The sequence below is a fragment of the Asaia krungthepensis NRIC 0535 genome (assembly GCF_025995175.1).
Taxonomy (GTDB): domain Bacteria; phylum Pseudomonadota; class Alphaproteobacteria; order Acetobacterales; family Acetobacteraceae; genus Asaia; species Asaia krungthepensis.
In genome coordinates, this window is record NZ_BAPV01000057.1 from 175500 (window position 1) to 201600 (window position 26101).

Genomic DNA, 26101 nt, shown 5'->3' on the forward strand with positions numbered 1-26101 from the left:
GCACGTCCCGTGAACGAGACAGCCCTGATCTCGCTGTTCGGCGATGCGCTTCTGGCAACTGGCGACCGGATCGAGGGTACCGTGCTCGATGACCCGTCACGTCCGTTTCTTGGCATCGATCCGCTCAGACAATTTATGGTCAATGCGCCAGCCGGGCTGACCCTGTATCAGACGTCGCCCGCCCTCTATCACCTGCGCGATGCAACCGGCAGGATCTGGTCCTGCGCGCCTGACGGAACCCGTGACGAGGCGATGGACCGTCTGAGCTCGAGCACCCTCTCCTGCCTCGCCCTGAGGCGATTTCCCGCCATAGCCCCCGCCTCGGATGCATTCTCGCCCATACCGCGCCGACTGCATTTCATCTGCAATGACCGAGCGACGCTCGACCCGGCGCTCATCGCCAATATCGAGCGTACCGCCGCGATCAATCCCGGCTGGGAAGTCACCCTCTGGGACGAGGCCGCGCGTTTCGAGTTCATCACCGAGCATTATGGCTGGGATGTGCTCAAGCTCTATCTGATGATCGGGCCCGAATATGGCGCGGCCAAGGCCGATCTGTTCCGCTATTTGCTGATCTTTAAGCTGGGCGGCGTGTATCTCGATCTGAAATCCACCACGGCACGCCCTCTCGATGCGATCCTGCGTGAAGACGATGCCTTCATCCTCTCGCAATGGAACATGTCAGGGTCCGGCGTGCACAGGAACTGGGGGCTCGGTGCCACCATAGCCCATGTGAAAGGCGGCGAGTATCAGCAATGGTTTCTGATCGCGCGACCGCTTCATCCCTATCTGCGTAGGGTTATCCAGCTCGTTCTGACAAGGATCGCGATCTATCGCCCCGATCTGCATGGGGTTGGCGCGGTCACGACGTTCAACGTCACCGGACCGCATGCCTTTACCAAAGCCATCTATCCTGTGCGCGACGATCATCCGCACAGGATGATCGACTCCGAAACGGAAGGCCTCATTTATTCAGTGGTGGAAGACCATCGCGCACGCAGCGGCAGCGATTATCGTACCGCTCAGACGGCCCTCGTAACAGGGAATGAAACCTATCGCCTTTGAATCTGCGCGCATCCGGCGCGCCATCGGACGCCTAGCCCGTCAGGGCCGCGGGAAATGTGACGCCCCGGCATGAATGCCGGGGCGCGCATCGGGATCAGAAATTGACCCCGGCCTGCAGGAACACATAGCGCCCGTAATAAAGGTCGCCATAAAGACCGGCGGCGCTGTTGGTCGAGGCATCGGCCACGAAGGGCGGCTGCTTGTCGAACAGATTGTTCACGCCCGCCTGGAACGTCCATTTGTTCAGGCGATAATCGATCGTCAGATCATGCGAGAACACGCCGGGGGTCTTGTAGCGGCCATAGCCAAGGGCCGTGCTCAGATCCTGCGATCCGTTATTCCAGACCATGCCACCCGTATACTTCATCATATAGGTGACGCCCCAGTTTCCATGCTGCCAGTTGACCGTCGCATAGTCACGCACGCGCGGCTGGCCCGTGCCCGACTGGTACATCAGGCGACCGGCATAATTGTACCACTGCCCGCCCGGCTCGTTCTGCTGCAGATAGCTGATGAGCTGCTGGAAGTTGTTACCCAGCGTCACCACATCCTTGCGCGTCACGCGGATACGATAATCGAGATCGAAATCGATGCCGCTCGTCCGCAGACCGCCGATATTGGCGTAGTAATCCGTCACCGAGTCCAGCTGGTCTGTGCTCGAGACGCGGGTGATGTTATTGCAATAATTCGTGCTGGCACCCGTATAGCACTGATCGAGAATGTACTGGGAACTCAGATACGAGACCATGTTCTTGATCGTGTAATGCCAGTATTCCACCGAAGCAGAGAGGCCCGGCACCCAGCGCGGCGTGATCACCGTACCGATTGTATAGGTGCGGCCGGTTTCCGGCTTCAGTGAAGCGTTACCACCGTAAAGCGTCGGCACCTGACCCGAGTTTGCCGCAACGAAGGTTGAGGTGTTGATGCCCTGCTTGGCGCAATTGGCGACCACATTGGCCGAAAGCGACCCATAGGAGCTGGCCTGGGCGCAGGGATCGGTCGCCGACGCATAACCAAGGCTGCCACCCGAATAGAGCTCGTAGACATTAGGCTGACGATAGGAGGTGCCGATCGTGGCGCGGAAGCGGATATCGCGGATCGGTGCCCAGTTGATCGAGGCTTTCCAGTTCTTGGTGCCACCGAAGGTGCTGTAGGACGAATAGCGCCCCTGGGCATCGATGGTGAGATCCTTCGCAAGGAACACGTCACGCAGCAGCGTGGCCTTGCCTTCCAGATAGCCTTCCGTGACGTTGAATCCGCCGCCCGTATAGGAGGCCGAATTGGTCAGCGTATCGCCAGAAGCCACGACGGCGTCGGGATGATAGGCCAGCTGTTCACCACGATGTTCCATGCCGAGCGCGAAGCCCAGATCGCCGCCGCCCTTCCAGGGCATGGTTGCGACATGGTTGTTATGCATACGCAGATTCAGGTCGCGCAGCTGGTAATAATAGTGATCGTGGCTGGTATAATTCGAATACGCCGCAGCAGCCGAAGAGAGCGGCTTGAACGGATCGGACAGGACGCACCCCGAAGAAGCCTGACAGACCGAAGGGTTATACACGAGAGCCGAGCTTGAATCGGTCGGGTCGACCTGCTCCAGACCATATTCCTGCAGAAGCTTCGCATAATTGCCCACGCCGGACATCTGCGAGGTCACCTGGTTCCAGCCATAGGTGTAGGACAGATCGTACATCCAGCCATGGGTGATCTCGCCCTTGGCCCCAGCGATGGCGGTATAGGTGTCTGTTGCCGTCTCGGTCCGACGGTTGCCCCACTCGCCATAGCGCTTGTACATCAGCACATCTTCGCCAAAGGTGTTGTACGGCGCATCGGCCGGAATCACGAGGCTGGATGGCAGATTGGACGGGTAGATGCTGCCCGTCATCGGCTCCGGCGCCAGAGTGGTGCTGGAGGTACGGTGACTGTACTGGAAATTGGCATAGGGCGTGAAATGGCTGTTCACGTCATAATGCGCGTCAAAGGACAGCGTGGAGTTCTGCAGCGAATTCGTCAGGGATTGCTGCGAGCCGTAATTATACCGATCGGCAGAGGTCGCGGTGTGATAGCCGGTGCCGCTGGCATTCGGCACATAAGTGCCGGAATCCGTGAAATACTTGCCCGTGGTCGGGATGGACGAGCCAAACAGCAGATCGGACGCGTCGGTCGGGTCATTGGTCTGCACATTACGCGACCAGGCGCGGTTGCGCTGCATGATGCCGCTCTTGGTCATGTACGACCCGAACAGTGTCACGTTGCCCTTGCCGTGATCGAAATTCCAGCCCTTGTAGCCGGAGATCTGGCCCGTCTGGCCATCGCCCACATCGGTGATACCGCCACGAACGGTGATGTTCGCGTCGTTCAGGTCGTGGCGCATCTTGATATTGATGACGCCCGCAACCGCATCGGCGCCGTAGAGTTCAGAGCCGCCGTCCTTGAGAATTTCAATGCTCTGAACCTGGTAGACGTTGATCGTGTTCAGGTCGACGCAGCTGTTATTGCCGTTGAGCGTGGTGCGCTTGCCATCGATGAGCACCAGCGTGCGGTTCTGGCCGAGGTTACGCAGATCGACGCATGACGACCCGCCCGTACCGTTGGTCTGCGAGTTATAGGTGCCCGAAGAGCCGACCGAGGGCAGACGCTGCAGATAGTCGCCCACCGTGGTGGCGCCTGTCTGCATGATCTGCTTGGACGTCACGATCTGCACCGGATTGGCATTGGCGTTATTCGACGTGCTGAGCGCCGAACCGGTCACGACGATGTTTTCGCTCCCACCACGGGCGGCCGAATCATCGACGGGCGCGAAGGCGCTGCGCTGTGCCGTGGCCGAACGCGTGACAGGCATGGCAGCCGTAGCAGCAGGCGTTGCCACGATGGGGGCCGCAGCCGGGCGGCGAAGGCCGTTTTGTGCGCTTCTGGATACCGCACGTTTATGGGCCTTGTGAGTTGTCGTCCCCGTTGATGCCGTCGATGCGGGAGCAGCCTGTGCAACGTGGAATTGACCCAGAGCCAGTCCGGCTCCAAGTGTGGAGACAAGCAGCAGTCTTCGCTTGTTCCTGATGATCTTCATGATGTTTTCGACCTCCAGTAAGGCGTTCTGGAAGCGAAAAGATTTCACAAACGAAATCACGTCCAGAGGCTTATTTCAGATCAGCACGCACAGAAGGCGATCATTGTATTTTTGTCACAACGTTACTTACCTGCGTTGTAAATTGAACTCATATATTACTTTTGTTTATTATAGATACACTTTTGAAATAATAGGACTCACTTGGAAACGTGCCCCGAGGAAGCGTCTCCCCCGGAAAGAAATCCGAACGAACGGATTTCTCATCATCCCTATGGAGATCACCTCCACACCGAGCGAGCGGCGCGGTACTCTCACGCCGTCCGCGCAAATGGGGTGGCAATCTCAAGCGCTGCGGGTTGAGAAATACGCTGTGAAAGCCCGCAATGCGGAGGGCACGTGTTTGCGGGAGGGATAATAAAGGTGAAAGCCCTCTCCCACTGATGTCCACTCGGGCAGGACGAGTTCGAGCGCGCCACAATCGAGAGCCGCTCTGGCTCTCTCCTCAAGGCAGTAGAACAACCCCCCTCCTGCACAGGCGCAGGCCAGCGATAATTCGCTATCGCCAAGAATGACCTGGCCCGGCACATCGAGCGCACATTGTCGTTCGGCCCTACCCAATTCCCAGGAATAGAGCCGCCCGGTTCCCGTGCGGATACGAATGCAGCGATGGCTCATCAGATCCTCTGGCTGGCGGGGACGTCCCATGACGTCGAGATAAGCCGGCGCACCCACGACAACCCAGTTCAGATCGTCGGTCAGACGTCTGGCAATCATGCCTTCAGGAACAGTGCCCCCATAGCGTATGCCCGCATCGAACCCCTCGGAGACTGCATCCACGACGCGATCATCCACCACGATATCGAGCTCGATGGCGGGATAAAGCGCCATGAACGCCGCCAGCCTTGGCGCCAGAAGCAAAGTCGCTGCATCGCGCAGGGTCGTGATACGCAACCTGCCAGAGGGAAGCCTACGGTAAGCCTCAAGCTGCGCCAGCGAGGCGTCGATCCGCTCGAAATGCGGGGCGATCTCCGCAAGAAGCATCTCGCCCGCGCCGGTAAGCCTGACCTGTCGTGTCGTCCGATGGAATAGTCGCACGTCCAGTTTGCGCTCGAGCTGCGTCATGGCATGGCTCAGAGCCGAACCCGTCACGCCCCGTTGCAAGGCCGCACGTGTGAAGCTGCCCGCGCGGGCGATGGCGAGAAAGCTTTCCAGACTGTCCTTGCTGATCCCAATCGCGTTCACTCGTGAATTTCTTTCATCTCACCATCAAAATGAGCGCTGTAAACCGGGAGTAGCCCGGAATGTTCCCTGTTCCCGCGATCAGACGGATCGCCATCAGGAAAGGACTCACCCCGTGACCTATCGCCCCCTCGCTCTCGTGACCGGCGCTTCATCCGGCATCGGCCTTGAACTCGCGCTCGAATTTGCGCGAAACGGATATGATGTCGCCCTCTCCGGATCGAGCGCGCAGATTTTCGATGCCGCAAAACGCATTGAGGACCTCGGTGCGACCGCTTATGCCTATCGGGCCGATGCGGCGACCCATGAGGGGGTGGAAAGCTTCTGGCAGTTCACACTGGGGCTTGGCCGACCTCTTGAGGCGGCGGCCTTGAATGTCGGGATCGGGCTTGGGGGCGCTTTCATTGATACGGCCCTGGAGGACGACCTGCGCGTGATTGCAATCAACATCACCGGCACTGTCCATATGGCCAAGAATGTGGCGCGCTTCATGGTCGCACAGGGCCACGGGCGTATCCTCATCACCTCCTCGGTTTCTGCGACGCTCCCCACGCCTTTCGAGACCGTCTATGGCCCCTCGAAAGCCTTTGGCTTCATGTTCGCGGAATCCCTGCGCGAGGAACTGAGGGAAAGCGGCGTCACCGTCACTGCCCTGCTCCCCGGCGCCACGGATAGCCGCTTTCACAAAAATGCTGGCATGGCGCGCAGCGCGATCGATCAAGGCCCCAAGAATGACAAGACCCTGGTGGCTCGTCAGGGCTACGAGGCCCTGATGAAAGATCTCGACCATGTTGTGGGCGGCGATGACACGACCAGACAGATGGTGGAGGAAAACAGGATCACGCCCGAGCCCGTCAAGGCGGCGCGCCATGCCCGACTGACGCGCCTGAATCCCTGAGCGATTTTCCTTTTCGCGCGGCCTATCCAATCAGGGAGAGGCCATTGGCGTCTCCTGGGGACCATTGCTTCAGAGAGACTGCCCGCCCGAGACCTCGATACGCTGCGCGTTCACCCAGCGATTATCCTCCGACAGGAGCGAAGCAATCATGGGGCCGATATCCTCGGGCACGCCCACGCGCCCGAGCGCGGTCAACCCGGCAATGTGGCGTCCGATCTCGGGATTGTCGCGCACCATGCCTCCTGAGAAATCGGTCTTGATGGCACCGGGCGCGACAACGTTGGCCGTTATCCCCCGTGCCCCGAGTTCCTTGGCCATATAGCGCGTCATAACCTCCACGCCCCCCTTCATCGAGGCGTACACGATCCGGCCGGGGAAGGTGAAACGGGTCAGACCGCTGCTGATATTGAGAATACGCCCGCCATCACGGAGCAAAGGCAGAAGCGCCTGCGTCAGGAAGAAAGGCCCCTTGAGGTGCTCGCGATAGATTCGGTCGAACTCATCCTCGGTGGTATCGGCAAGACCGCCATTATGCGCGCTGCCCGCATTGTTGATGAGATAGTCGAAATGGGTAAGGCCCCATCCCTTCAGGATGTCGCCCACAGAAGCGGCAAATTGCACAAAGCTGCGTGTATCGGCTACGTCAAGTTGGAGGATAGCGGCCTTCACCCCTGCCTCATGGGCGATGGCCATGACCGTCTCCGCGGCTTCTCGATTACCCTGATAGGTCAGGATCGCGCCGATACCCCGCTTTGCCAGAGCCTCGACTGTGGCGCGTCCGAGGCCGCGGCTGCCGCCCGTGATCAGGGCGATAGGCTGATGCTGTGTCATGATGCTGTTTCCTCTCGCTGATGGTGAGCGCAACATTCCATGCGGGGCGGCTTGCGATAAGGCAGGAAGACCTGTCATCATTGTTCCGTAATACGGAATAATCAGATGGATCGACTGGCGAGTATCGACCTCTTCCTGCGTATCATCGAGCGCGGCAGTTTCAGCGCGGCAGCCGCATCCTGCGGGATTTCCCGGCCTGCGGCGACGGCGGCCATACAGGCGCTCGAGCAGCGTCTCGGTGCGCGATTGCTGCATCGTTCTACGCGCCATGTACAGCCCACCGAGGAAGGCAGACTTTACTACGCCCATTGCCGGTCGATCGTCGCATCGCTGGAAGAAGCCGACAGATCCATCGGCTCCGCGCTCTCAGGCGTGATCCGCCTCGATACGGTCGGGCATCTGGCCCGCACGATCATCCTGCCCGCTCTTCCCGAGTTCCTCTCCCGCCATCCGGGACTCACCGTTCATCTGGGCGAAGGAGAGAGGCTCGTGGATCTGCTGCGCGAGGGCGTCGATTGTGTGGTGCGTGGCGGCCCTCTACCCGATAGCGACATGATTGCCCGTCCGCTTTGCCTTTTGCCCGAGATCACTGTGGCCAGCCCGGACTATCTGGCCCGCCATGGAACGCCGCGCGATCCGGATGACCTGGAAGGGCACTGCATGATCGGTTTTGCGTCCTCCCGCACGAAGCAGGTCCTGCCACTGGAATTCAATCTGGAAGGCCGTCTTGTCGAACGCATGCTACCGGCCAGGCTGCTCGTCTCCGGCGCCGAGTCCTCGGCAACCGCGGCCTGTCTGGGGCTGGGTCTGGCACAGGCGCCGCGCTATCGCTTCGAAGCCGAACTGGCTCGGGGCGCGCTGGTGGAGGTTCTGTCGGACTTCCCACCGGCACCAACCCCATTGACGCTTCTCTACCCCAGCAACAGGCAGCTTCCGCCACGCGTGCGGGTTTTCATGGATTGGCTGGTTGAGATCTTTGGGGCTTTCGACAGGGACAGGCAGCAGCACTCCAAAAAATGAAACGCCCGATTTCCGACCTCATTATCAGGCTGGAATGGCTAGGATCGCGTCATGCTGTTCGATCTTCCCTCCCATGAGATGCTCTATCAGGCCCTTCTGGCGCGCGATGCCCGCTATGACGGGCGGGTTTATGTCTGCGTCGGCACGACGGGCATTTTCTGTCGCCTGACCTGCCCGGCGCGCAAGCCCCTCGCCACCAATTGCAGCTTCCGCGACAGCGTGAGGGGATGCATCGAGGCCGGGTTTCGCCCATGCAAGCGGTGCCATCCGCTACAGGGGGGCGCAAGCCATGACCCACTCATCGCCCGGTTGCTCGACAGGCTCGATGCCGATCCGGGCCGACGCTGGAGCGAGCGCGATCTCGTTGCCCTCGGTCTCGATCCCTCCACAGTGCGGCGCAGTTTCAAGCGGCATTTCGATATGAGCTTTCTGGAGATGGCGCGCCAGCGCAGGCTGCGCGACGGATTCCTGTCGCTCTCGCAGGGGGAGTCGGTGATCGCCGCCCAGATCGATTCAGGCTTTGAATCACCAAGTGCCTTTCGCGAGGCGTTTTCCCGGCTGATTGGCTGCGCTCCCGGCACACTCACACAGGGAGGCCTGCTCCGGGCAAGCTGGATCGCGACGCCCTTGGGCGACATGCTTGCCGTCTCATCCGCACGCCATTTGCATCTTCTCGAGTTCATCGATCGCAAGGCCCTCCCCCGCGAATTGAAAGCCCTCCAGGTCGCGCTCAAATCTCCGCTCGGTCTCGGCAGAACCGAGGTTACCGAGCAGGCGCAAGCAGAACTGGACGCCTATTTCAGCGGGGATTCCGCCCGTTTTCATACCCCTTTGGCGCCCCAGGGATCGGCATTCACACGTCGCGTCCATCATGCCTTGCGAGAAATCCCGCCCGGTGAAACGCGCAGCTACGGGGAACTCGCCCGGGCTATTGGCCATCCCGGAGCCGTCCGGGCCGTGGCACGCGCCAATGGTGCCAACTGCATCGCATTGATGATTCCCTGCCATCGTGTGATTGGCACGGATGGCAGCCTGACCGGCTATGGTGGCGGGCTATGGCGCAAGCAGCGTCTGATCGAGATCGAGCGCTCATTCAACCCCGTCGCGGACGCATAGTCCCTCGGCAGGGCATTCGTTTTCCTGGTCCACCCATCCCAGCCGCCGAAAGCAATAAAGTTCGGGACCTTTTCTCATCCCGGGTCAGAGACGGGGCGACCAAAGCGTTGTCTCGCCCCCTCCTCCCACAACTCAACGTCCATTCGATCCTGCAGATGAAACTTTCCGGACTCCCGCGAGCGTTGGGCATCCTGTCTCCACAGCCATGGAGCGTCTAACTCTCTCCGCAACTCCACCACGGAGAAGCATAAGCCGCATGCTGGCTCTTTCGTTACGAGAGGGATACTTGCCGCTGCGGGTCTTGCCTGTAACAATGAGGTAACTCCCGGCAATCCTGGGAGGATAATTCGGACTAGGAACGTATAAGGCATGTCTTTCCCACAGCTCCCGTCCCAGTTACCTCCACGTGTCCCCTCGGGCGCGATCAAGATCGGCGTCGTTGCTCTGGGCGCCGTTGCGATCGTTGCGATCCTGAATCCGTTCTACCAGATCGCCTCAGGGTATTGCGGCATCCTGACCAATTTCGGCTCGGTGCAGCCCATTGCGCTGGAACCCGGTCTGCATATCGCCATCCCGGTCTATCAGAAGATCATCTCCGTCTCCACGCAGCCACAGACCATCACCTCGCATGAACAGGCTGCGACGCATGACCTTCAGGATGTCCGCACCTCCGTATCGGTCACGTTCCATATTGCCTCCGCCGATGCGCCGGGGTTCTTCCGCGATTTCCGCACACTCGATGTTCTCGCGCGCCGGATCATCGAGCCCACGGTCTCGAATGACGTAAAAGCGATCACCGCCAATTATAATGCGGAAGAGCTGATCACGAAGCGCGACCTGGTGGATGGTCAGATCAAGGATCTGATCATTCGCTCGCTTCAGCCCTATCATCTGACCATTCACTCCGTGAACACGGCGAACTTCGCGTTTTCGACGGCCTACGCGCAGGCTATCGAAGCCAAGCAGGTGGCTCAGCAACAGGCATTGCAGGCCCAGTACACGCTGCAACAGACCCAGATCTCGGCTCAGGCTCAGGTGGTTCAGGCCAAGGCGCAGGCCGATGCCGCCGTCGCGACAGCACAGGGACAGGCTCAGGCCCTGCTGGTGACGTCTCAGGCGCAGGCCAAGGCGAACAGCCTCGTCTCACAATCCCTGACACCGGCCTTGTTGCAGCAAAAGGCGCTGGATCGCTGGTCGGGCACCATGCCGACCTATCTGAGCGCAGGCGCCCCCCTGCCCTTCATTGGCTCAATGGACTCTGTGCAAAAGTAGAAGGCGGCTCCGTCAACCAGTATCGCCCACTGTTCCTGACAGGGAAGTTCTTTTGATCCGGCGCTTCCTTCGCAACATGGCGGCGGATGCTCGAATTGAAGGTGGCTTTGAGCATTGCCGTGTGAAGACTGGTCGCCTCGCCCCATTTGCTCCGCCCCACTCCTCCGCGCGAGGAACGCTGCAGGGCACGGCGTCATAGCGCGTTGCGTCCTTGGATATCGCGCTTGCCCTCGTTGACTCTGCCTTGGCCTGCTCAGATGGGAGACAAAAGAGGCGTTAACCATACCCGTGTCACGCGCAGTATGACGCCTTTTGAAACGACCCTCCGTTCCCCATCCCTGATCTCGAAATCATCCGGTTCTGCAGGCGGAGATCCGAACTCCTTGCACCGGGCACACGGGCACACGGGCACACGGGCACACGGGCACACGGGCACACGGGCACACGGGCACACACCGATATCTCTGCGCGGATCGCGTCAATAGCAGTTTCCATTAGCGCAGCTGCGAGACAGCAACGACCACGCATAGGCGCGCACGCTGACCGCAACGATCCGAGGCGTGCCCCATAAAAAAAACCGCCCTGTCTTTCGACAGAGCGGCTCTCTTGTAACCTTGATGGAAAAGGCGATGGATCAGAAATCCATATCGCCCATGCCACCCATGCCACCCGGACCACCGGCCGGAGCGGCCTTCTTCTCGGGCTTTTCGGCAACCATGGCTTCCGTCGTGATCAGCAGGCCGGCAACCGAAGCTGCGTCCTGAAGAGCCGTGCGGACGACCTTGGTCGGATCGATGATGCCAGCGGCCACCAGATCCTTGTACTCGGCGTTCTGTGCGTCGAAGCCGTGCGTGTAGTTGTCGATCTCGAGCACCTTGCCAGCGATGACAGCGCCATCTTCACCGGCGTTGAACGCGATCTGACGCAGCGGAGCCTGCAGGGCCTTGCGGATGATGTCCGCACCGACGCGCTGGTCGTCGTTCTGGAAAGCCAGATCCTTCAGAGCAACGGAAGCGCGGGCAAGAGCCGTGCCACCACCCGGAACGATGCCTTCTTCAACGGCGGCGCGGGTTGCGTGCAGCGCGTCGTCAACGCGATCCTTGCGCTCCTTCACCTCGACCTCGGTGCTGCCACCGACGCGAATGACGGCAACGCCACCAGCCAGCTTGGCCAGACGTTCCTGCAGCTTCTCACGGTCGTAGTCCGAGGTGGTTTCCTCGATCTGCGCGCGGATCTGTGCACAACGGCCCTTGATGTCGTCCGTGTTACCGGCGCCTTCAACGATCGTGGTGTTTTCCTTCTCGATATGCACCTTCTTGGCGCGACCGAGCATGTCGAGCGTGACGGTTTCGAGCTTAATGCCGATATCTTCGCTGATGACCTGGCCGCCCGTCAGGATAGCGATGTCTTCCAGCATGGCCTTGCGACGGTCACCGAAGCCAGGAGCCTTGACAGCAGCAATCTTCAGGCCACCGCGCAGCTTGTTGACGACCAGCGTGGCCAGAGCCTCGCCATCGACGTCTTCTGCGATGATCATGAGCGGACGGCCGGACTGCACAACGCTCTCGAGCAGCGGCAGCATCGGCTGAAGCGAGGACAGCTTCTTTTCATGGATCAGGATATAGGGGTTATCCAGATCCGCCATCATCTTTTCGGCGTTCGTCACGAAATACGGCGAGATATAGCCGCGGTCGAACTGCATGCCCTCGACAACGTCGAGTTCGGTGTGCAGGCCCTTGGCTTCCTCAACCGTGATCACGCCTTCGGAACCAACCTTCTGCATGGCCTGCGAGATCATCTCGCCGATTTCATGCTCGCCATTGGCCGAGATCGTGCCGACCTGAGCCGTTTCGGCAGGGGTCGTGATCTTGCGGGTGTTCGCCTTCAGCTCTTCAACGACGGCGGCAACAGCCTTGTCGATGCCGCGCTTCAGGTCCATCGGGTTCATGCCAGCGGCAACAGCCTTGGCGCCCTCACGGATGATGGCCTGGGCCAGAACGGTCGCGGTGGTCGTGCCGTCACCAGCGATGTCGTTGGTCTTCGAGGCCACTTCGCGCACCATCTGGGCGCCCATGTTCTCGAACTTGTCGGCCAGTTCGATTTCCTTGGCGACGGAAACGCCGTCCTTGGTGATGCGCGGTGCGCCGAAGCTCTTGTCCAGAACAACGTTGCGACCCTTCGGGCCGAGCGTGACCTTCACGGCGTCAGCCAGGATATCCACGCCACGCAGCATACGCTGGCGGGCATCAGCGCCGAATCTTACGTCTTTGGCAGCCATTATCTTTTCTCCAGTAGAGGTTCAGTGTGCGAAAATGGGGAGGCTGGAAATCAGCCGATCACACCCATAATGTCGCTTTCCTTCATGATCAGCAGCTCTTCGCCGTTGATCTTCACCTCGGTGCCGGACCACTTGCCGAACAGCACACGGTCGCCAGCCTTGACGTCCAGTGCCACGAGCTGACCCTGCTCATTACGGGCGCCCGAACCGACGGAGACGACTTCGCCTTCCATCGGCTTTTCCTTGGCGGTGTCCGGAATGATGATACCACCGGCCGTCTTCTGCTCGCCCTCAAGGCGGCGAACGACGACACGGTCATGCAAAGGCCGAAAATTTGTCATTATGGATCGCTCCACTTTTCTCTAAGGCGGCGTCCTTGCTCAAAAGCAACGCCGCCGGTTTGCGCGCCCGCTCAGCCGCAGCGCGTTAGCACTCCCGATACGAGAGTGCCAAACAGGTAAGAGAGCCCTGCCCTATCGTCAAGGGTCGTTCCTGTCATCTCCGTCATTTTTCACCGAGCCTTCATTATTCGCGCTGGCAGGGGCGGCGAAGGCTGCGTCCTCCAGCCTGGCCCCATCAAGTTCGCGTGCCCTGATCCCGCGCTCTAGCTCGGTTTTCAGCCTTTCGGCCCGGGTCCGACCGTGGAGGATCCGGTTTTCCTCCGCAAGGGCCGCATCCTTCTCACGTGCCACACGTTTGCGCACACGACGCAGATTGACGATTTCTGCCATGGTGATCGTTGATCTCCCGACGCAATGAACAAGAATGAAGGAGGGTCGTTCCGTGGGACACCTGATATCCCTGACCGCCTCGGATACCCATCATTTTAGCGCCTATGAAGCCGGTGAGGCCAGTGCGCCGCGTGCCCTCGTCGTGGTCCAGGAAATCTTCGGCCTGACCGATCATATACGCGCTGTCTGCGATGAACTCGCGGATCGTCACGGCTATCATGTGATCGCCCCGGCCCTGTTCGATCGCGCCAGGCGCGACGCCGTACTGCCTTATGATCAGAACGGTATGAGCGAGGGCCTTGCCCTGCGTGAACAGATCAGTTCGGACGAAATTCTGGCAGACGTGACGGCAAGTGCCCATGCGCTCAGTCATCATGGCCATGCGAAGGTTGGAATCCTCGGCTTCTGCTGGGGCGGGCTTGTGGCCTGGCAAGCGGCAACACGCACCCGCCTCTTTTCTGCTGCCTGCGCATGGTATGGGGGTGGTATCGCCTCAGTCAGTCACGAAAAGCCGCACTGCCCCGTTCAGCTCCATTTCGGTGGCGAAGACGATCATATCCCCCATACCGATATCAACACCATCCGCGAGAACCGCCCGGAAGTCGAAATCTTCGTCTACGACGAGGCCGGGCATGGGTTCGGCTGCAATGATCGTCCAAGTTTCAACCGTAATGCCCGCGATCTCGCCCATGAGCGCAGCATGGCGTTCTTCTCTACCCATCTCTGATTTTCTGAAAGCCGCATCATGCCCAGCACAGACAGCACCAATCCCCTGATCGACAGTCCGGAGCGCGATGCGCGTATCACCGCCAAGTCGCGCGAACTCTGGGAAGCCGATGGCAAACCGGGATGCGGCCCGGAAGCCTATCTCGAAAACGCCTCGGAAATCATCGGCATGGAGGAGCATCCTCATGCGGGCGAAATCCCGGTAAGCAGCCTTCCTGACCCGACCCTTGCCGATGTGCAGGTCGAAAATGCCGAAATTCAGGAGAATCTTGGGGAGTTTCCCGAGCGCCAGACCGATCAGGGCGATCGCGACCATTTCCCTGAAAAACAGAACCGATCCTGAGCAAGCTCACGTTCCAGTAACCGAAGCATCAGAAAAGGGGCCGTTTTCGGCCCCTTTTCCAAAGGCGCTTCAGCGTAGAACGCGCCCCGCCACGGCATCGAGCTTGGCAAGCATCTGGGGATCGCGTGCATTGGGTGCCGTGATGATCGCGTGATCGAGTGCACGCTCGGCACCAGAGGGGCACAGCCCACGCGTGCGACCAAGCTCAGGAATAATCGCCTTGACGAGGGCCTTCGCCTTGGCCGCATTCTGGGTCATGACCGCCACGACGGCATCTACCGTCACGGAATCATGGTCGTCATGCCAGCAATCATAATCGGTCACCATGGCGATGCTCGCATAGCACATCTCGGCCTCACGGGCGAGTTTGGCCTCGGGCATATTGGTCATGCCGATGACCGAACAGCCCCACTGGCGATAAAGCTCGCTCTCGGCGCGGGTCGAGAATTGCGGCCCTTCCATCACAAGATATGTGCCACCGCGAACCAGCTCCACGCCGATCTTTCCAGCCTGCGCCGCAATCACGTCGCCCATGCGCGCCGATACCGGATCGGCCATGCCCACATGGGCCACGCAGCCACGCCCGAAGAAGCTCTTCTCGCGCGCGAAGGAGCGGTCGATGAACTGGTCAACCAGCAGGAACACGCCGGGCGGCAGATCTTCACGCAGCGATCCAACCGCCGAGAGCGAGACAATATCCGTCACGCCCGAGCGCTTGAGTGCGTCGATATTGGCGCGGAAATTCAGCTCCGAGGGAGGAATGGGATGATCGCGGCCGTGGCGCGGCAGGAATACACAGCGTACGCCATTCAGGCGCCCGAAAAGCAGTTCGTCCGAGGGCTCGCCCCAGGGCGTCTCGACACGACGCCATTCCTTCTCTTCCAGTCCGTCGATATCGTACAGGCCCGAACCGCCGATAAGGCCGATCACGGGTTCGATGGTCACATCTTCAGTCATCAGGTTTCACCTTTCCGGTCTGACCGTTTGCAGGGTTTCAGGAACACCAGAACGGGCCATTTCGCAACCTGTCCGTGTTTTCATTTCCCCTGTCATGGTTTCAAGAGGTCTGTTTTGCTATAGGCTTGCCCATTCAGGCTGGCGAAAGACCGGCTGAGACAGAATGTGGAGCTTGCCATGAGCGAGACCTTGGATCCGAGAACATTCGGCACCCTCATCCGTGATCACGTGCCTCATGATTCCTTCAAGGAGATGGCGCGACACTGGTTCGAGACCCTGCGCGACAAGATCTGCGCCTCGTACGAGGCGATAGAAGACGAGGCCGTCGAGCGGAATTCGCCGGTGTTACGGGACAAGGTCGAGGCCGGCCGCTTTCAGCGTACTGCGTGGAACCGGAACGAGGACACCAATAGCAGCCTGCATGGCAGTGGCGTGATGTCGGTCATGCGAGGACGCGTGTTCGAGAAGGTTGGCGTCAATGTCTCGACGGTATGGGGCGAATTCTCTCCTGAATTCCGCAAGAACATGCCCGGCGCAGATGTCGATCCCCGCTTCTTCGCAACCGGTATCTCGCTCGTTGCACATCCCTGCAATCCGCATGTGAGCGCTGCGCATTTCAACACGCGCATGATCATTACCAGTAATGGCTGGTTCGGTGGCGGTGGCGATATCACGCCGATGTTTCCCGATAGCGAGGAAGCGAAAGCCGATGCCGCAGCTTTTCATGAGACGTTTCGCGATGCATGCGGGCGTCACGATCCAGCCTATTACGAGCGTTTCAAGACGTGGTGCGACGAATATTTCTTCCTGCATCATCGCAACGAGCCGCGCGGTCTTGGCGGTATTTTCTACGATCACTTCGATTCCGGAGATGCAGACAGGGATTTTGCCTTCACGAAGGATGTTGGGCTCGCCTTCTACGAAGCCTATCCCCGCGCAGTCCGGTCCCGGATGATGCAACCATGGACCGAAGCCGAGCGCGAAGCGCAGCTGATACGTCGCGGTCGCTATGTCGAGTTCAATCTGATACACGACCGTGGCACGGTTTTCGGACTGAAAACCGGTGGCAATACAGAGGCCATTCTCATGAGCATGCCTCCAGAGGTGAAATGGCCCTGACGGACGGGTCACGATTTAGCCGCAATCATCTGGCTTACCAGCGCCTGCTGGCCGGTCAGGCGGTGAAAGGGAAGAAGTGCGCAACAGGTTGACGTTTCTCGCATCGGGATTGAACCCGACGCGTCGCCGCTTTCTCTCTGCCGCCCTTGCCGCAGGTTGCGCGACCTCTTTCCCGGCCCGCGCCTGGGAAGATGACATGCGAGCGGACGCCACCTCGTCGCTCATCGACTCTCCCCGCCTCATTGTGGGCGGCGGCCCGGACTCCCTCCCCGGACAGGTCGCCCCCCTCCTCGCCACCGCGCTGGCAGGAGGGCTGACAACCCCCCCACCGATCGCGGTGCATTACGACATGGGGCGCGATGGCGTCACTGCTGCCAATCTCTTTGATAATGTGAGCCCCGAGGCGGATGGTGGCACAGCCATCCTCGCCCCGGGTGCCGCCCTCATTGCCTCGCTTTCGGGCGATAGCCGTGTTCACTTCGATTTTTCGCGCTGGGCGGGACTGATTGTGGCGCGTCGTCCCGTGGTAACATTGGCGCGGGCGGAACTGCACCGGACAATACGATCGAGACTGAGCGGGCTGTTTCATGACAGACCGGTGCGCCTTGCCGTCTCCCATCCCACCGGTGTCGAGTTATCCAGCCTGCTCGGCCTTTCTCTTCTGGGCCTTCATCCCCTGCCGGTAGACGGCTTTGCTGACAAGGCCTCGGCCCTCGAGGCCCTGAAATCGGGGCAGGTAGACGCTGTGCAACTTACCCCCGGTCCCGGGGATGATCTGGCGGCCGATATCGCCTCCGCCCCGGAAGGGATCAAGCCGATCTTCTGTTCGGGTCCGTCAGTGGCCGGTGTTCCGGGTTTTGACGCGACTTATCAAATGGCACGGGGACATGCCCCGAGCGGAGCCCTGTACCAGTCATGGCTTGCTGTCTCGAGCGCGGCGGCTTCGGCGCTGGTTCTGGCGCTTCCCATGCTGACCCCGCCGCTTGCCATCGCCCGCTGGCGTCATGCAGCCTCGGTCGCTGTGACAGATACGGCTCTGAAGACCTGGAACGATGCCCAGCACCTGGTTGTCACTGCTGGCGCGGATTCAGCATCGCTGCTCAACCAGTGCATGCCCGAGCTGACATCGCTGCTGGCCCTGAGGCGCTGGATCAATAACAACCAGCCCAGATGGCGTCAGGGTCAGGAAACACGCCCCACCTGACTTTTCGTACGCCCAAAAAGTCAGAGTCGGCTTTTTGCCCGCAACAGGATCCGCACGGCACCCTTGTTCTTCTTGTGGGTGTGAACGACTGCGAGAATGAGCGGCCTGAGATCGCCACGTTCGAGCCAGTGCGGCAATTCCTGACGGATCACCCCGCCCTCCTGTCCGCTACCGAGTCCGGTGATGACCTCGACGCATCGTATATTCTGCGTGCTGCAGGCGTGCAGGAAATGATGAAGCTTGAAAAATGCGTCCTGCGCGAAAAGGCCATGGAGATCGAGCCGTTTCTGCGGCTTCATTTTACCCGTGGCGAGGGCGTTCCAGGACGTCGTGTCCAGCCCGGGCTGACGCCCGTTGATTTCGAGACGATCATGCACCCGATCATGCCTGACTGCAGGGGAGACAGCCCGGATGACTTCGCGCACCCTGAAGGTGATCCCTGCCTGTCTCGCTAGAGCCTGAACGGGATCGACAGGCACGTGGCCCATAGAAGCGGATGACCGGGTTCCGCTCGCTGCATTCTGCATCCCGACACCCGGCATGTCGGGCAGGGAAGGGGCGGGCGAAACGGCACCGGTCGAAGTCTGACGCTCCTTGCCACTGCGTGTTGCGGGTGCCTTTCTGGACCGCATCGGCAGGATGCTCCGAGCGAAGGCTTGCCAGACTGACTCGTCTTCAGCACTCAGATCGCGTCGGGCCACTGCTCTTCCTTCTCGTCGCTCGTGCCTGAGCCAGCAAGCCGCGGGGCGGCCTGCTTACTGCGCGTCCGGCGCCTTGAGAGGGGGCTCCGCGACGACCTGTTGCAGGGGAACACCCTGATATTTCCCGGTCAGGGTTTTCAGAAACGCAACAATATCGTCCACATCGTGCTGCGACAATGTTGGATACGGTGTCTGGTAACGCGCCATCTGACGCACGGCCTGATCGAGAGTTGCCGCGCTGCCGTCATGAAAATAGGGCGCAGTCAGCGCAACATTGCGCAGATTGGGCACCTTGAATTTTTGATGATCCTCCAGAGCGTGGGTGAAGCCCTCACGACCGCTATCCACATCGGTAAGACCGAGTTTGCGATCATCGAAATAGGGCCCTTCCAGCCCCATCACCTCATAGGCATCGCCGCCCACCGCCACGCCGCTATGGCACCCGGCGCAGCCGATCGCCTTGAAGCGCTCATAGCCGCGTTTTTCCTGGGCCGTGATGGCATTGTTGTCGCCCTTCAGATAGAGGTCAAACGGGCTATCGGGGGTGATCAGGGTCTTTTCATATTCGGCGATCGCATTGGTCACCGTTTTCTCATTGACCGAATTGGGACCATACAGGCTCTCGAATGCGGTATGATATTCGGGAACTGCCGCGATGAGGCTCGCCACGCCCTGCCAGTCATGCGACCCCATCTCGACCGGATTGGTCACCGGGCCCGCTGCCTGCGCCGCGAGATCGACCGCACGACCATTCCAGAACTGGGCCACGTTGAAAACAGCGTTGTAAACGCTTGGAACGTTGATCGGCCCCTTCTGCCCGCTGATCCCGGTTGCCGTGACAAGGTTGTCGACACCCCCCTTGTCGAGCCCGTGACAGCTTGCGCAGTTGAGCTTGCCATCTCCCGAGAGGCGGCGATCGAAGAAGAGCTGGCGCCCGAGTTCCGCCTTTGTCCAGTCGACAGGCAGGCTTTCTGGGATCGGCTGGATGACCTCGCCAGCGAATTGCGGTGCGACACCGGGCGTCGCGTAATAGCGACGGCGCTGATCGGCAATCCACGCCAGCACATCGGCGCGCGCGCGCTCGGTCATGTAGGCATGGGGATGCATCAGCAGATAGGCTGCCGGCGGCATACGATTCTGGCTGATCACCTCCTCGATGCGCGAAAGCTGCTCGACGGAGGGAGGCTTGCCGGACTTGAAGGCCGCCAGGATCGGCTCGAAACGGAAATGCCTCTGCCCGGTCACCAGATCCCGCTTCATGATCTGGTTGGCAAGAGGCAGCTTGAAGTAGAATGGCAGATCGGCGTTGCGCGTATGGCAATAGTCACAACGCGTTTCCTGAAAGGCGTTGAACGCTGCGAGCGCCTTCGGATCGTGCCAGGTGGCACTGCCTGTCGGCAATCTGGGGGCGCCCTTGTGATCGTAATGGGTCAGATACGCTATGGTGGCCCCGTAAGCCACGAGGCCGGTCAATGCCAATCCCGCTATCGTTCGTTTGATCACGTTCTTTCCGGTAGCGGAACCTGACAACCTGCTTTCTCCTCAAAAACCCATGAATTTCGGGACCATGACCAAAGGCTGAACCGCTGTCAAAGTATTGTTACCGATCAGATTGATCGGTTTCTCCGATTATTGTGCCGCCATGTCACGCATAGACGTCAGATCCTGCACCTAACGAAGCCTCCCGGATGCTGCTCACCCGTATTCAAACGAGAGGCTCACCATCCCCTTCTGCGGACATCGCAGGCTCAGAAAGCATTTCGTCCTCATCGCCGGGTTCCGCCTGGCCCAAAGCAACACGAAGCCTCCGTCTGGCAACGGCCACGTAGCGGGTATCGATATCGATCCCGACACCTGTGACGCCCAGTTCCTGCGCGGCGACAAGGCTCGTCCCCGTTCCCATGAACGGATCGAGCAGGACGGTATTCTCGTCATAACCATGAAGCGTCATGCATGCTGTAGGGAGCGCCACGGGAAAGGTCCCGGGATGCAGGAATTTCTGCTTGCGATGACGGACCGTCTCATAGGGGATAAACCACGTATTGCCCCGGCAACGCCTGTCTACGGCATGACGTCGGCGATTGATGTTCGTTTTGTCCGTGAAAGGCACCCCTGCCGCGAGACGCTGCAACGGGACGTCTCCCTTATGGGTTAGATGGAAAACGTGCTCATGGTTATGGTTGATGAAGCGCGTTGAATTGACCGGTTTGAAATGCCCGTAGGTTTTTTCCTCGATCGAAACGGACTTGATCCAGACAATATGGTTTTGCAGCACAAACAGATCGCGCAGCTGCGTGATCAGCTCGAAAGGGAGCCATGGCTGGGCCGATGACCCGGCGATGTTCAGGAAAAACGATCCATCGGGTTTGAGCACACGAGCGATTTGCGCACAGATCACACGCATCCAGCCGATGTAATCATCCTCCTCGCGGCGGTCGCGATAGGTCCTATAGGCGACGCCGATATTATAGGGCGGTGAGGTCACAACGACATCGACGGAATCACCCTCCATACGCCGCATGACATTGAGCGCGTCACCCCGGATCAGGGCGTGAGGCCCCAGCGCCTCGCGACGCGCCCTGATCTTGTCATGCGACATCAGGCGGGGGGATGAGGCAGAAACACGATCATGCGCCCATGGCTGCGCAGCTTGCCGGCCACCTGTTCGGCCTCTTCGCCCCACCCGGTAAACAGGTCGGCGCGTCCCACGCCCCTGATATCGCTGCCAACATCCTGAGCAAAGGTCAGATGCATCCAGTGCCCCTCCCCGCCATTGGCCTGTGGCAGATGGGTATCGAGCCAGACCGGGACGCCGATAGGCAGGATGCTGCGATCAATGGCAATCGATCGGCCCGGTGTGAGTGGAATACCCATCGATCCGGGCGCGCCACGGTCGAGAGGCACGGTATCGATACGACGGAAGAACACGTAGTTCTGGTTCTGCTCCATGATCTGACGTGCACGATCAGGATGAGCCACAAGCCAAGCCCGAAGCGTGGCAAGCGAGACATCCTGCGCCGCCATCTCGTTCTGGTTCACCAGGATACGCCCGATCGGCACATAGGGGGCGCCGTTCTTCGCTGCATACCCCACGCGACGTACCGATCCATCGGTCATCACGAGCCGACCCGCACCCTGAATCTGAAGGAAGAACAGATCTTCCGGCGAGCGCAGCCACGCAATTTCGAGCCCACGCCCCTCCAGAGCACCGTCATCGATCTCCGATCGCGTGAAATAGGGCGCGAATTTGCCGTTGTCCCAACGCCCGGTCACCCAGTTCCCGGCCGTATCCTTCGTATGGACCAGATCGGATGGCTGCGCGTAGAGCGGCGTCTGGAATTCGCCGCCTTTTTCGGCCGAAGCATAGAGCTGGGGCTCGTAATATCCTGTCAGCAGACCGTCATTCGACACGAGATAAGGTGCGAACCATGTTTCGAAATAACGACGTGCCTCGTCTCCCGAACTCCCCACACTCTGCAATGCCGTGCAGGCACCGCTCCACTGACCCGCAAGGCTGCCATTGGGAATGGTCCCGTCGGCGCCCCCAAGCCGCGTCTCCGGAGGAAGCCGCATGATCCTCTGGCACTCGCCGCGCAGGACAGGCAGCAATGAACCGGGAGATTCCGCCGTCCATCCCTCGATCATCGCATAGGGCACCGGGGTCAGGTCGAGACGGCTTTCCTCATGCTCGGGTGCGGCGCAGGAGGCCAGCAGGGAAAGACCAAGACACGAGCCAAGGCGAAGGAAGATTTTTTTCATGGCGAACCGATTTCATCACACACCCTGACGGGCGCAAATTCATGGGCTGGCCGGAGGCAGTTGACGCGTTCCGACGACGAAGATCAGGCCGCTCTTGCTGCGGCCAGATGCCAGCTCGACGGAGCCTGGCCTTGGGCGGCCTCGCTTTCGAACTGCCACAGATCGGAGAATTCCGTGACGGATTCAGTCCCGACCAGTGGCTGTCCACCCTGGTCATTCAGGATGCTGATCTGGCGCGAGACGATCTGCACATCGATGCGGGCTTTTTCATGGCCCTCGAAACGGGTGAAGAAAGCATCGATGATCGCAAGCGTGTTCAGACCGACAATCTCGGTGCGCTGCTGCTGCTGTGCGGCCTCGCGTTCCGTAATGGCAGCGTCGAACCCGGCAAAGGCACCCGGTGTGAGATAGGTGCGCAGCTTGGCTCGGTCCCCCATTGCAAACGCCGTGACCACCTCGCGGAATGCCTTCTGGGCATTCTGGAGGAAGATATCGGGCTTGAACCCGGGCTGGGCATTGGCGATCTCGGCCAGAACCTGTCCGACCCGTGTGGCTGGCTGGGGAATATCGAATTTCGCGCTCGGTTCTTCCGCTACCGGCTGGGCCGGTTCCGGTTTGGCCTGACGCACAGCGACCGGCACGGGCCCAAGATTTTGCCCCTCGACATCCACACGGCGCCCGAGCACGGCGCGCAGACGCCATACCAGAACGAGCGTCAGCAATGCGAAGATGACGATATCGTAGGGAATATTCGACAGGACGGACATCAGGATTTCAGCTTCCTGCTCTTTTTTTCTCGACGGGCATGGCCCCTAGGTAGAGCGGCTCGACGTCCGGCACAACACCTTCCACCATTTGCCCGACCCAAAACATGGTCACAATCGCGACGGCATGAGGGCGATTTATCGGCTGTTGGCGTCCCCTGGGGATCATGCTACCGCCTAGAGGCACAAGATGCAGTCTCTCCAGACTGTGTGTTCACGACTCTCTATGTGAGGCTTCATGTCCGATACAGCCCAGAACCCGGTCAACGACCAGGGCAACCCGCCTGCCCTGCCCCTGTCGGTCAACCTGCAATACACGAAGGATCTCTCCTTCGAGGTTCCCGCGGGCGCCGCGATTTTCGCTACGCTGCGTTCTGCACCGCAGATCGCCGTCAACATCGACGTGCAGGCCAATCGCCTCGAAGAGGCGCAGCCGGTGTTCGAGGTTGCGCTGGCAATCCGCGCCGAGGCGACCGAGGCTCCTGAAACCGAAGGCGGCGCAGCCGGCCGCACGGTTTTTATTGCAGAGCTGACCTATGCCGCCATCGTCACCCTGACCGATGCCCCCGCCGAACTGGTCGAGCCGATCCTGCTGGTCGAAGTACCGCGCCTGATCTTCCCTTATGTGCGCAGCATCATCAGCGACGTCACACGCGATGGCGGCTTCCCGCCGATCGTGCTCCAGCCAATCGATTTCGTGGCACTGTGGCAGGCCAAGCGCGCTCAGCAGTTCCCCGAGACCGCAGGCAACGCCTGATCCTGTTGACCGGGAGGCCTCGGCCTCCCGGTACCGGAGCCTTACCTGGCTCCACGCGCCCCAAAGGTGCATGACCCCCGAAGAGCCTTGCTCTGACGGAAGACCAGGTCACAGAATCTATCGGATCAATATCCGAGCCCCCCGACAGAATCCCCGCACCGTGCGCTTCAGCCTCGCTGTCCTGCCCGCTCCCATCGAAGCATGGTTGCGACCTGGTCCCCATGATCACGGGCTAATTCATTCCAAGGGAACACGCCTCGCGTCCCGGTCCTATCCAAACCGAGATGAGCGCTCCTGAGACAGGCTTCTCCATTCATCGTCAGCAGAAATGGATCCGCGCATCATGCGCAGCGGCTGACGGATACTCCCGCTATGGACCACAGAAATAAGTAAAGTCTCGCTTGCAATCGAGCGAACATCGTCGAACCGCGACCAGCCCGGCTTTCTGACAATATGCGGTTCAGGAAGACAGCCCCTATCCTGGCCTGTAAAGCCCGCACGCATCCGGGGCGCGGCGGCCTTCAACCGTGGATAGTTCAAGCCGGATATTTATGGAGTATGGCGGAGAGGGTGGGATTCGAACCCACGGTACGCTTACACGCACGGCGGTTTTCAAGACCGCTGCCTTCAACCACTCGGCCACCTCTCCCGCTGTCGCCAGTCATGTCTTCCGGCGGCAGGAGCCGCCTCTTTGCCCGGTTTCATCATCCCGTGCAAGAGGGCGCTTTGGCATGCGCTGATCACCGATACACCTATTTTGAGCTCGCGAGCAGCGCCGACGCTCAACCGAGCAGTCTGAAATAGACAATGATTGCCCAGAGAGCCCCCAGTAGAAAAATTCCCATAGCAATACAGGGCAAGACGATCGACAGCAGAAATCCGCGCATAGTCTGGGCGGGCTCGGCAATCCCTGCCTGTCGCTCCAGCGCATTGACCTGTTCATCGATGGTGAACCAGGCATCATCTTCCTTGGTCATGGGTCCCGGTCCTTTCGTGATTTTCGACGAAGGATACTGAACCTCCCGCCTCGGCGCCAATCAGCTCTTCTTGTGCCGGATATCCATAACCTCCGACCTGAAACCGGTTCGTCGTTCTTCAGACCGCCGGGATAGAAGGCGCTGTCACTTCCCCGAGCGGCCAGCGTGGACTGGGGGCGGTCTGTATGCCATCCCGGAGCGGTACATTGGCTGCCTCATGGGCCCGTATCGTCTCGATGGCGGCCCAGCCCACCATCACGGCATTATCGGTACAGAGCCTGAGCGGTGGGGCGACGAAGGCGATCCCTGCCTCATCGGCGCAAGCCTCCAGCGCAGCGCGTATTGCTGCATTCGCAGCCACCCCCCCTGCCACGACCAGACTCTGCGCCTCGGGCATCATCTCAAGCGCATGACGCACCCGGTCAGCCATCACGTCGCAGACACAACTTTGGAAACTCGCCGCAATATCTGCCGCCAAAGCGCGCGGCAGGGCCGCCATGCCATAGGGGTCGATCTGGCGCGATACTGCCGTCTTGAGACCGGAAAACGAGAAATCACACCCTTCCCGGCCCATGAGGGGGCGCGGCAGTGAAATTGCACGGTCATCTCCCTCCAGAGCCAGCTTCTCCAGTGCCGGACCACCGGGCCACCCGAGCCCCAGCAGCTTGGCAACCTTGTCGAAGGCCTCTCCGGCAGCGTCGTCGATCGTACCGCCCAGCTTCTCGTATTGCCCTACACCGCGCACAGCCACGCACTGGCAATGACCGCCGGAGACAAGAAGCAAAAGATACGGAAATTTAATATCGTGCTGGACAAGCCCGGGCAGGCGTGCCGTCAAGGCATGCGCCTCGATGTGATTGACCGCAATGAACGGACGATCCATCGCGATGGCCAGTCCCTTGGCATAGCTGCTGCCGACAATCAGCCCGCCAATCAGCCCCGGTCCCGTGCAGGCTGCGAAGGCCCCCATGTCACCGAGCTTCAACCCGGACTCTGTCAGGGTTTTCTCCACAATACCGGGCAGAAGCGTCAGATGGGCCCGTGCAGCAATCTCAGGCACGACGCCACCCAGCGCCGCATGGCCCATCTGGGTGTGCACCGTCTCCGCCAGCACCCGCCCTTCAGGTGAGAGGATTGCGCAGGCGGTTTCGTCGCAGCTCGACTCAATGGCGAGAAGCGGGGCCGTGAGGAGAGAATTTGCCATTCCTCCCAATAACCCGATGCAACGCATGAGGCGAGCCGAGACTTTTCACGGATCACGCGGTGGAGTAGCAAGA

Annotated in this window: 24 protein-coding genes and 1 tRNA gene; 10 read left to right on the forward strand and 15 right to left on the reverse strand. The window is 60.2% G+C overall.

Going from position 1 to position 26101, the window contains the following annotated elements:
• The first annotated feature begins 9 nt into the window (after positions 1–9).
• The gene (locus tag AA0535_RS13120; RefSeq protein WP_264816952.1) at positions 10–1065 is read left to right on the forward strand and encodes a glycosyltransferase family 32 protein; all 1056 of its coding nucleotides are present in this window, start codon (positions 10–12) and stop codon (positions 1063–1065) included.
• A gap of 94 nt (positions 1066–1159) precedes the next feature.
• On the opposite strand, the gene AA0535_RS13125 is transcribed toward AA0535_RS13120, so the two are convergent.
• Positions 1160–4132 (reverse strand): TonB-dependent receptor domain-containing protein, encoded by a 2973-nt coding sequence (locus AA0535_RS13125; RefSeq protein ID WP_264816954.1) that lies wholly within the window; start codon positions 4130–4132, stop codon positions 1160–1162.
• Between the two features lie 342 nt (positions 4133–4474).
• Entirely contained in the window at positions 4475–5374 is a 900-nt protein-coding gene (locus tag AA0535_RS13130) for a LysR family transcriptional regulator (protein ID WP_264816955.1), read from the reverse strand.
• Between the two features lie 112 nt (positions 5375–5486).
• Here AA0535_RS13130 and AA0535_RS13135 point away from each other — a divergent pair, with 112 nt between their 5' ends.
• On the forward strand, positions 5487–6269 hold the full coding sequence (locus AA0535_RS13135; RefSeq protein ID WP_264816957.1) for an SDR family NAD(P)-dependent oxidoreductase: 783 nt from the start codon (positions 5487–5489) through the stop codon (positions 6267–6269).
• A 69-nt stretch (positions 6270–6338) separates the two neighbouring features.
• Here the strand turns inward: AA0535_RS13135 and AA0535_RS13140 are convergent, their stop codons facing one another.
• A complete protein-coding gene (locus AA0535_RS13140) occupies positions 6339–7100 on the reverse strand; it encodes an SDR family NAD(P)-dependent oxidoreductase (protein ID WP_264816960.1) in 762 nt (253 codons plus the stop codon).
• A 105-nt stretch (positions 7101–7205) separates the two neighbouring features.
• On the opposite strand from AA0535_RS13140, the gene AA0535_RS13145 reads away from it, so the two are divergent.
• From AA0535_RS13145 to AA0535_RS13155, 3 genes are all read left to right on the forward strand, one after another.
• The gene (locus AA0535_RS13145) at positions 7206–8120 is read left to right on the forward strand and encodes a LysR family transcriptional regulator (RefSeq protein WP_264816962.1); all 915 of its coding nucleotides are present in this window, start codon (positions 7206–7208) and stop codon (positions 8118–8120) included.
• Between the two features lie 51 nt (positions 8121–8171).
• Positions 8172–9236 (forward strand): bifunctional transcriptional activator/DNA repair enzyme AdaA, encoded by a 1065-nt coding sequence (locus AA0535_RS13150; RefSeq protein ID WP_264816964.1) that lies wholly within the window; start codon positions 8172–8174, stop codon positions 9234–9236.
• Between the two features lie 369 nt (positions 9237–9605).
• A complete protein-coding gene (locus tag AA0535_RS13155; protein WP_264816966.1) occupies positions 9606–10508 on the forward strand; it encodes a prohibitin family protein in 903 nt (300 codons plus the stop codon).
• Positions 10509–11142: 634 nt separating this feature from the next.
• Here the strand turns inward: AA0535_RS13155 and groL are convergent.
• The 3 genes from groL to AA0535_RS13170 all read right to left on the reverse strand — a co-directional run bounded on the left by groL (position 11143) and on the right by AA0535_RS13170 (position 13517).
• On the reverse strand, positions 11143–12786 hold the full coding sequence (groL, locus tag AA0535_RS13160) for a chaperonin GroEL (protein WP_127101218.1): 1644 nt from the start codon (positions 12784–12786) through the stop codon (positions 11143–11145).
• A gap of 50 nt (positions 12787–12836) precedes the next feature.
• Entirely contained in the window at positions 12837–13127 is a 291-nt protein-coding gene (groES, locus tag AA0535_RS13165) for a co-chaperone GroES (RefSeq protein ID WP_127101220.1), read from the reverse strand.
• A gap of 138 nt (positions 13128–13265) precedes the next feature.
• Positions 13266–13517: a DUF4169 family protein gene (locus tag AA0535_RS13170; RefSeq protein WP_264816969.1), complete on the reverse strand. Its 252-nt coding sequence runs from the start codon at positions 13515–13517 to the stop codon at positions 13266–13268.
• 52 nt (positions 13518–13569) lie between these two features.
• On the opposite strand from AA0535_RS13170, the gene AA0535_RS13175 reads away from it, so the two are divergent.
• Positions 13570–14244 carry a dienelactone hydrolase family protein gene (locus tag AA0535_RS13175; RefSeq protein WP_264816972.1) on the forward strand — a complete coding sequence of 225 codons (675 nt, stop codon included), beginning with the start codon at positions 13570–13572 and terminating at the stop codon, positions 14242–14244.
• A gap of 18 nt (positions 14245–14262) precedes the next feature.
• The gene (locus AA0535_RS13180) at positions 14263–14586 is read left to right on the forward strand and encodes a hypothetical protein (protein ID WP_264816975.1); all 324 of its coding nucleotides are present in this window, start codon (positions 14263–14265) and stop codon (positions 14584–14586) included.
• 69 nt (positions 14587–14655) lie between these two features.
• On the opposite strand, the gene AA0535_RS13185 is transcribed toward AA0535_RS13180, so the two are convergent.
• On the reverse strand, positions 14656–15543 hold the full coding sequence (locus tag AA0535_RS13185; RefSeq protein ID WP_264816977.1) for an S-methyl-5'-thioadenosine phosphorylase: 888 nt from the start codon (positions 15541–15543) through the stop codon (positions 14656–14658).
• Positions 15544–15795: 252 nt separating this feature from the next.
• On the opposite strand from AA0535_RS13185, the gene hemF reads away from it, so the two are divergent.
• Together hemF and AA0535_RS13195 are read left to right on the forward strand one after the other, a co-directional pair.
• Entirely contained in the window at positions 15796–16662 is an 867-nt protein-coding gene (gene hemF / locus AA0535_RS13190) for an oxygen-dependent coproporphyrinogen oxidase (protein ID WP_373319345.1), read from the forward strand.
• 88 nt (positions 16663–16750) lie between these two features.
• A complete protein-coding gene (locus tag AA0535_RS13195) occupies positions 16751–17866 on the forward strand; it encodes a hypothetical protein (protein WP_264816981.1) in 1116 nt (371 codons plus the stop codon).
• Between the two features lie 20 nt (positions 17867–17886).
• On the opposite strand, the gene AA0535_RS13200 is transcribed toward AA0535_RS13195, so the two are convergent.
• From AA0535_RS13200 to AA0535_RS13220, 5 genes are all read right to left on the reverse strand, one after another.
• Entirely contained in the window at positions 17887–18567 is a 681-nt protein-coding gene (locus AA0535_RS13200; protein WP_264816983.1) for a Smr/MutS family protein, read from the reverse strand.
• Positions 18568–18621: 54 nt separating this feature from the next.
• On the reverse strand, positions 18622–20067 hold the full coding sequence (locus tag AA0535_RS13205) for a cytochrome-c peroxidase (RefSeq protein WP_264817038.1): 1446 nt from the start codon (positions 20065–20067) through the stop codon (positions 18622–18624).
• A 205-nt stretch (positions 20068–20272) separates the two neighbouring features.
• Positions 20273–21166 (reverse strand): DNA-methyltransferase, encoded by an 894-nt coding sequence (locus AA0535_RS13210; RefSeq protein ID WP_264816984.1) that lies wholly within the window; start codon positions 21164–21166, stop codon positions 20273–20275.
• The gene (gene mltA / locus AA0535_RS13215; RefSeq protein WP_264816986.1) at positions 21166–22326 is read right to left on the reverse strand and encodes a murein transglycosylase A; all 1161 of its coding nucleotides are present in this window, start codon (positions 22324–22326) and stop codon (positions 21166–21168) included. Before mltA ends, AA0535_RS13210 begins: the two co-directional genes overlap by 1 nt.
• An 83-nt stretch (positions 22327–22409) precedes the next feature.
• Positions 22410–23093 carry a Tim44/TimA family putative adaptor protein gene (locus tag AA0535_RS13220; RefSeq protein ID WP_264816988.1) on the reverse strand — a complete coding sequence of 228 codons (684 nt, stop codon included), beginning with the start codon at positions 23091–23093 and terminating at the stop codon, positions 22410–22412.
• A 235-nt stretch (positions 23094–23328) separates the two neighbouring features.
• On the opposite strand from AA0535_RS13220, the gene secB reads away from it, so the two are divergent.
• Positions 23329–23847, forward strand: a complete 519-nt coding sequence (gene secB, locus AA0535_RS13225) for a protein-export chaperone SecB (protein WP_264816990.1) — start codon at positions 23329–23331, stop codon at positions 23845–23847.
• Between the two features lie 559 nt (positions 23848–24406).
• Here secB and AA0535_RS13230 read toward each other — a convergent pair.
• From AA0535_RS13230 to tsaD, 3 genes are all read right to left on the reverse strand, one after another.
• Positions 24407–24496 (reverse strand) — tRNA-Ser (locus AA0535_RS13230).
• Positions 24497–24629: 133 nt separating this feature from the next.
• Positions 24630–24824: a hypothetical protein gene (locus AA0535_RS13235; protein ID WP_264816991.1), complete on the reverse strand. Its 195-nt coding sequence runs from the start codon at positions 24822–24824 to the stop codon at positions 24630–24632.
• Between the two features lie 118 nt (positions 24825–24942).
• Positions 24943–26028 carry a tRNA (adenosine(37)-N6)-threonylcarbamoyltransferase complex transferase subunit TsaD gene (gene tsaD / locus AA0535_RS13240; protein WP_264816993.1) on the reverse strand — a complete coding sequence of 362 codons (1086 nt, stop codon included), beginning with the start codon at positions 26026–26028 and terminating at the stop codon, positions 24943–24945.
• Positions 26029–26101: the final 73 nt, after the last annotated feature.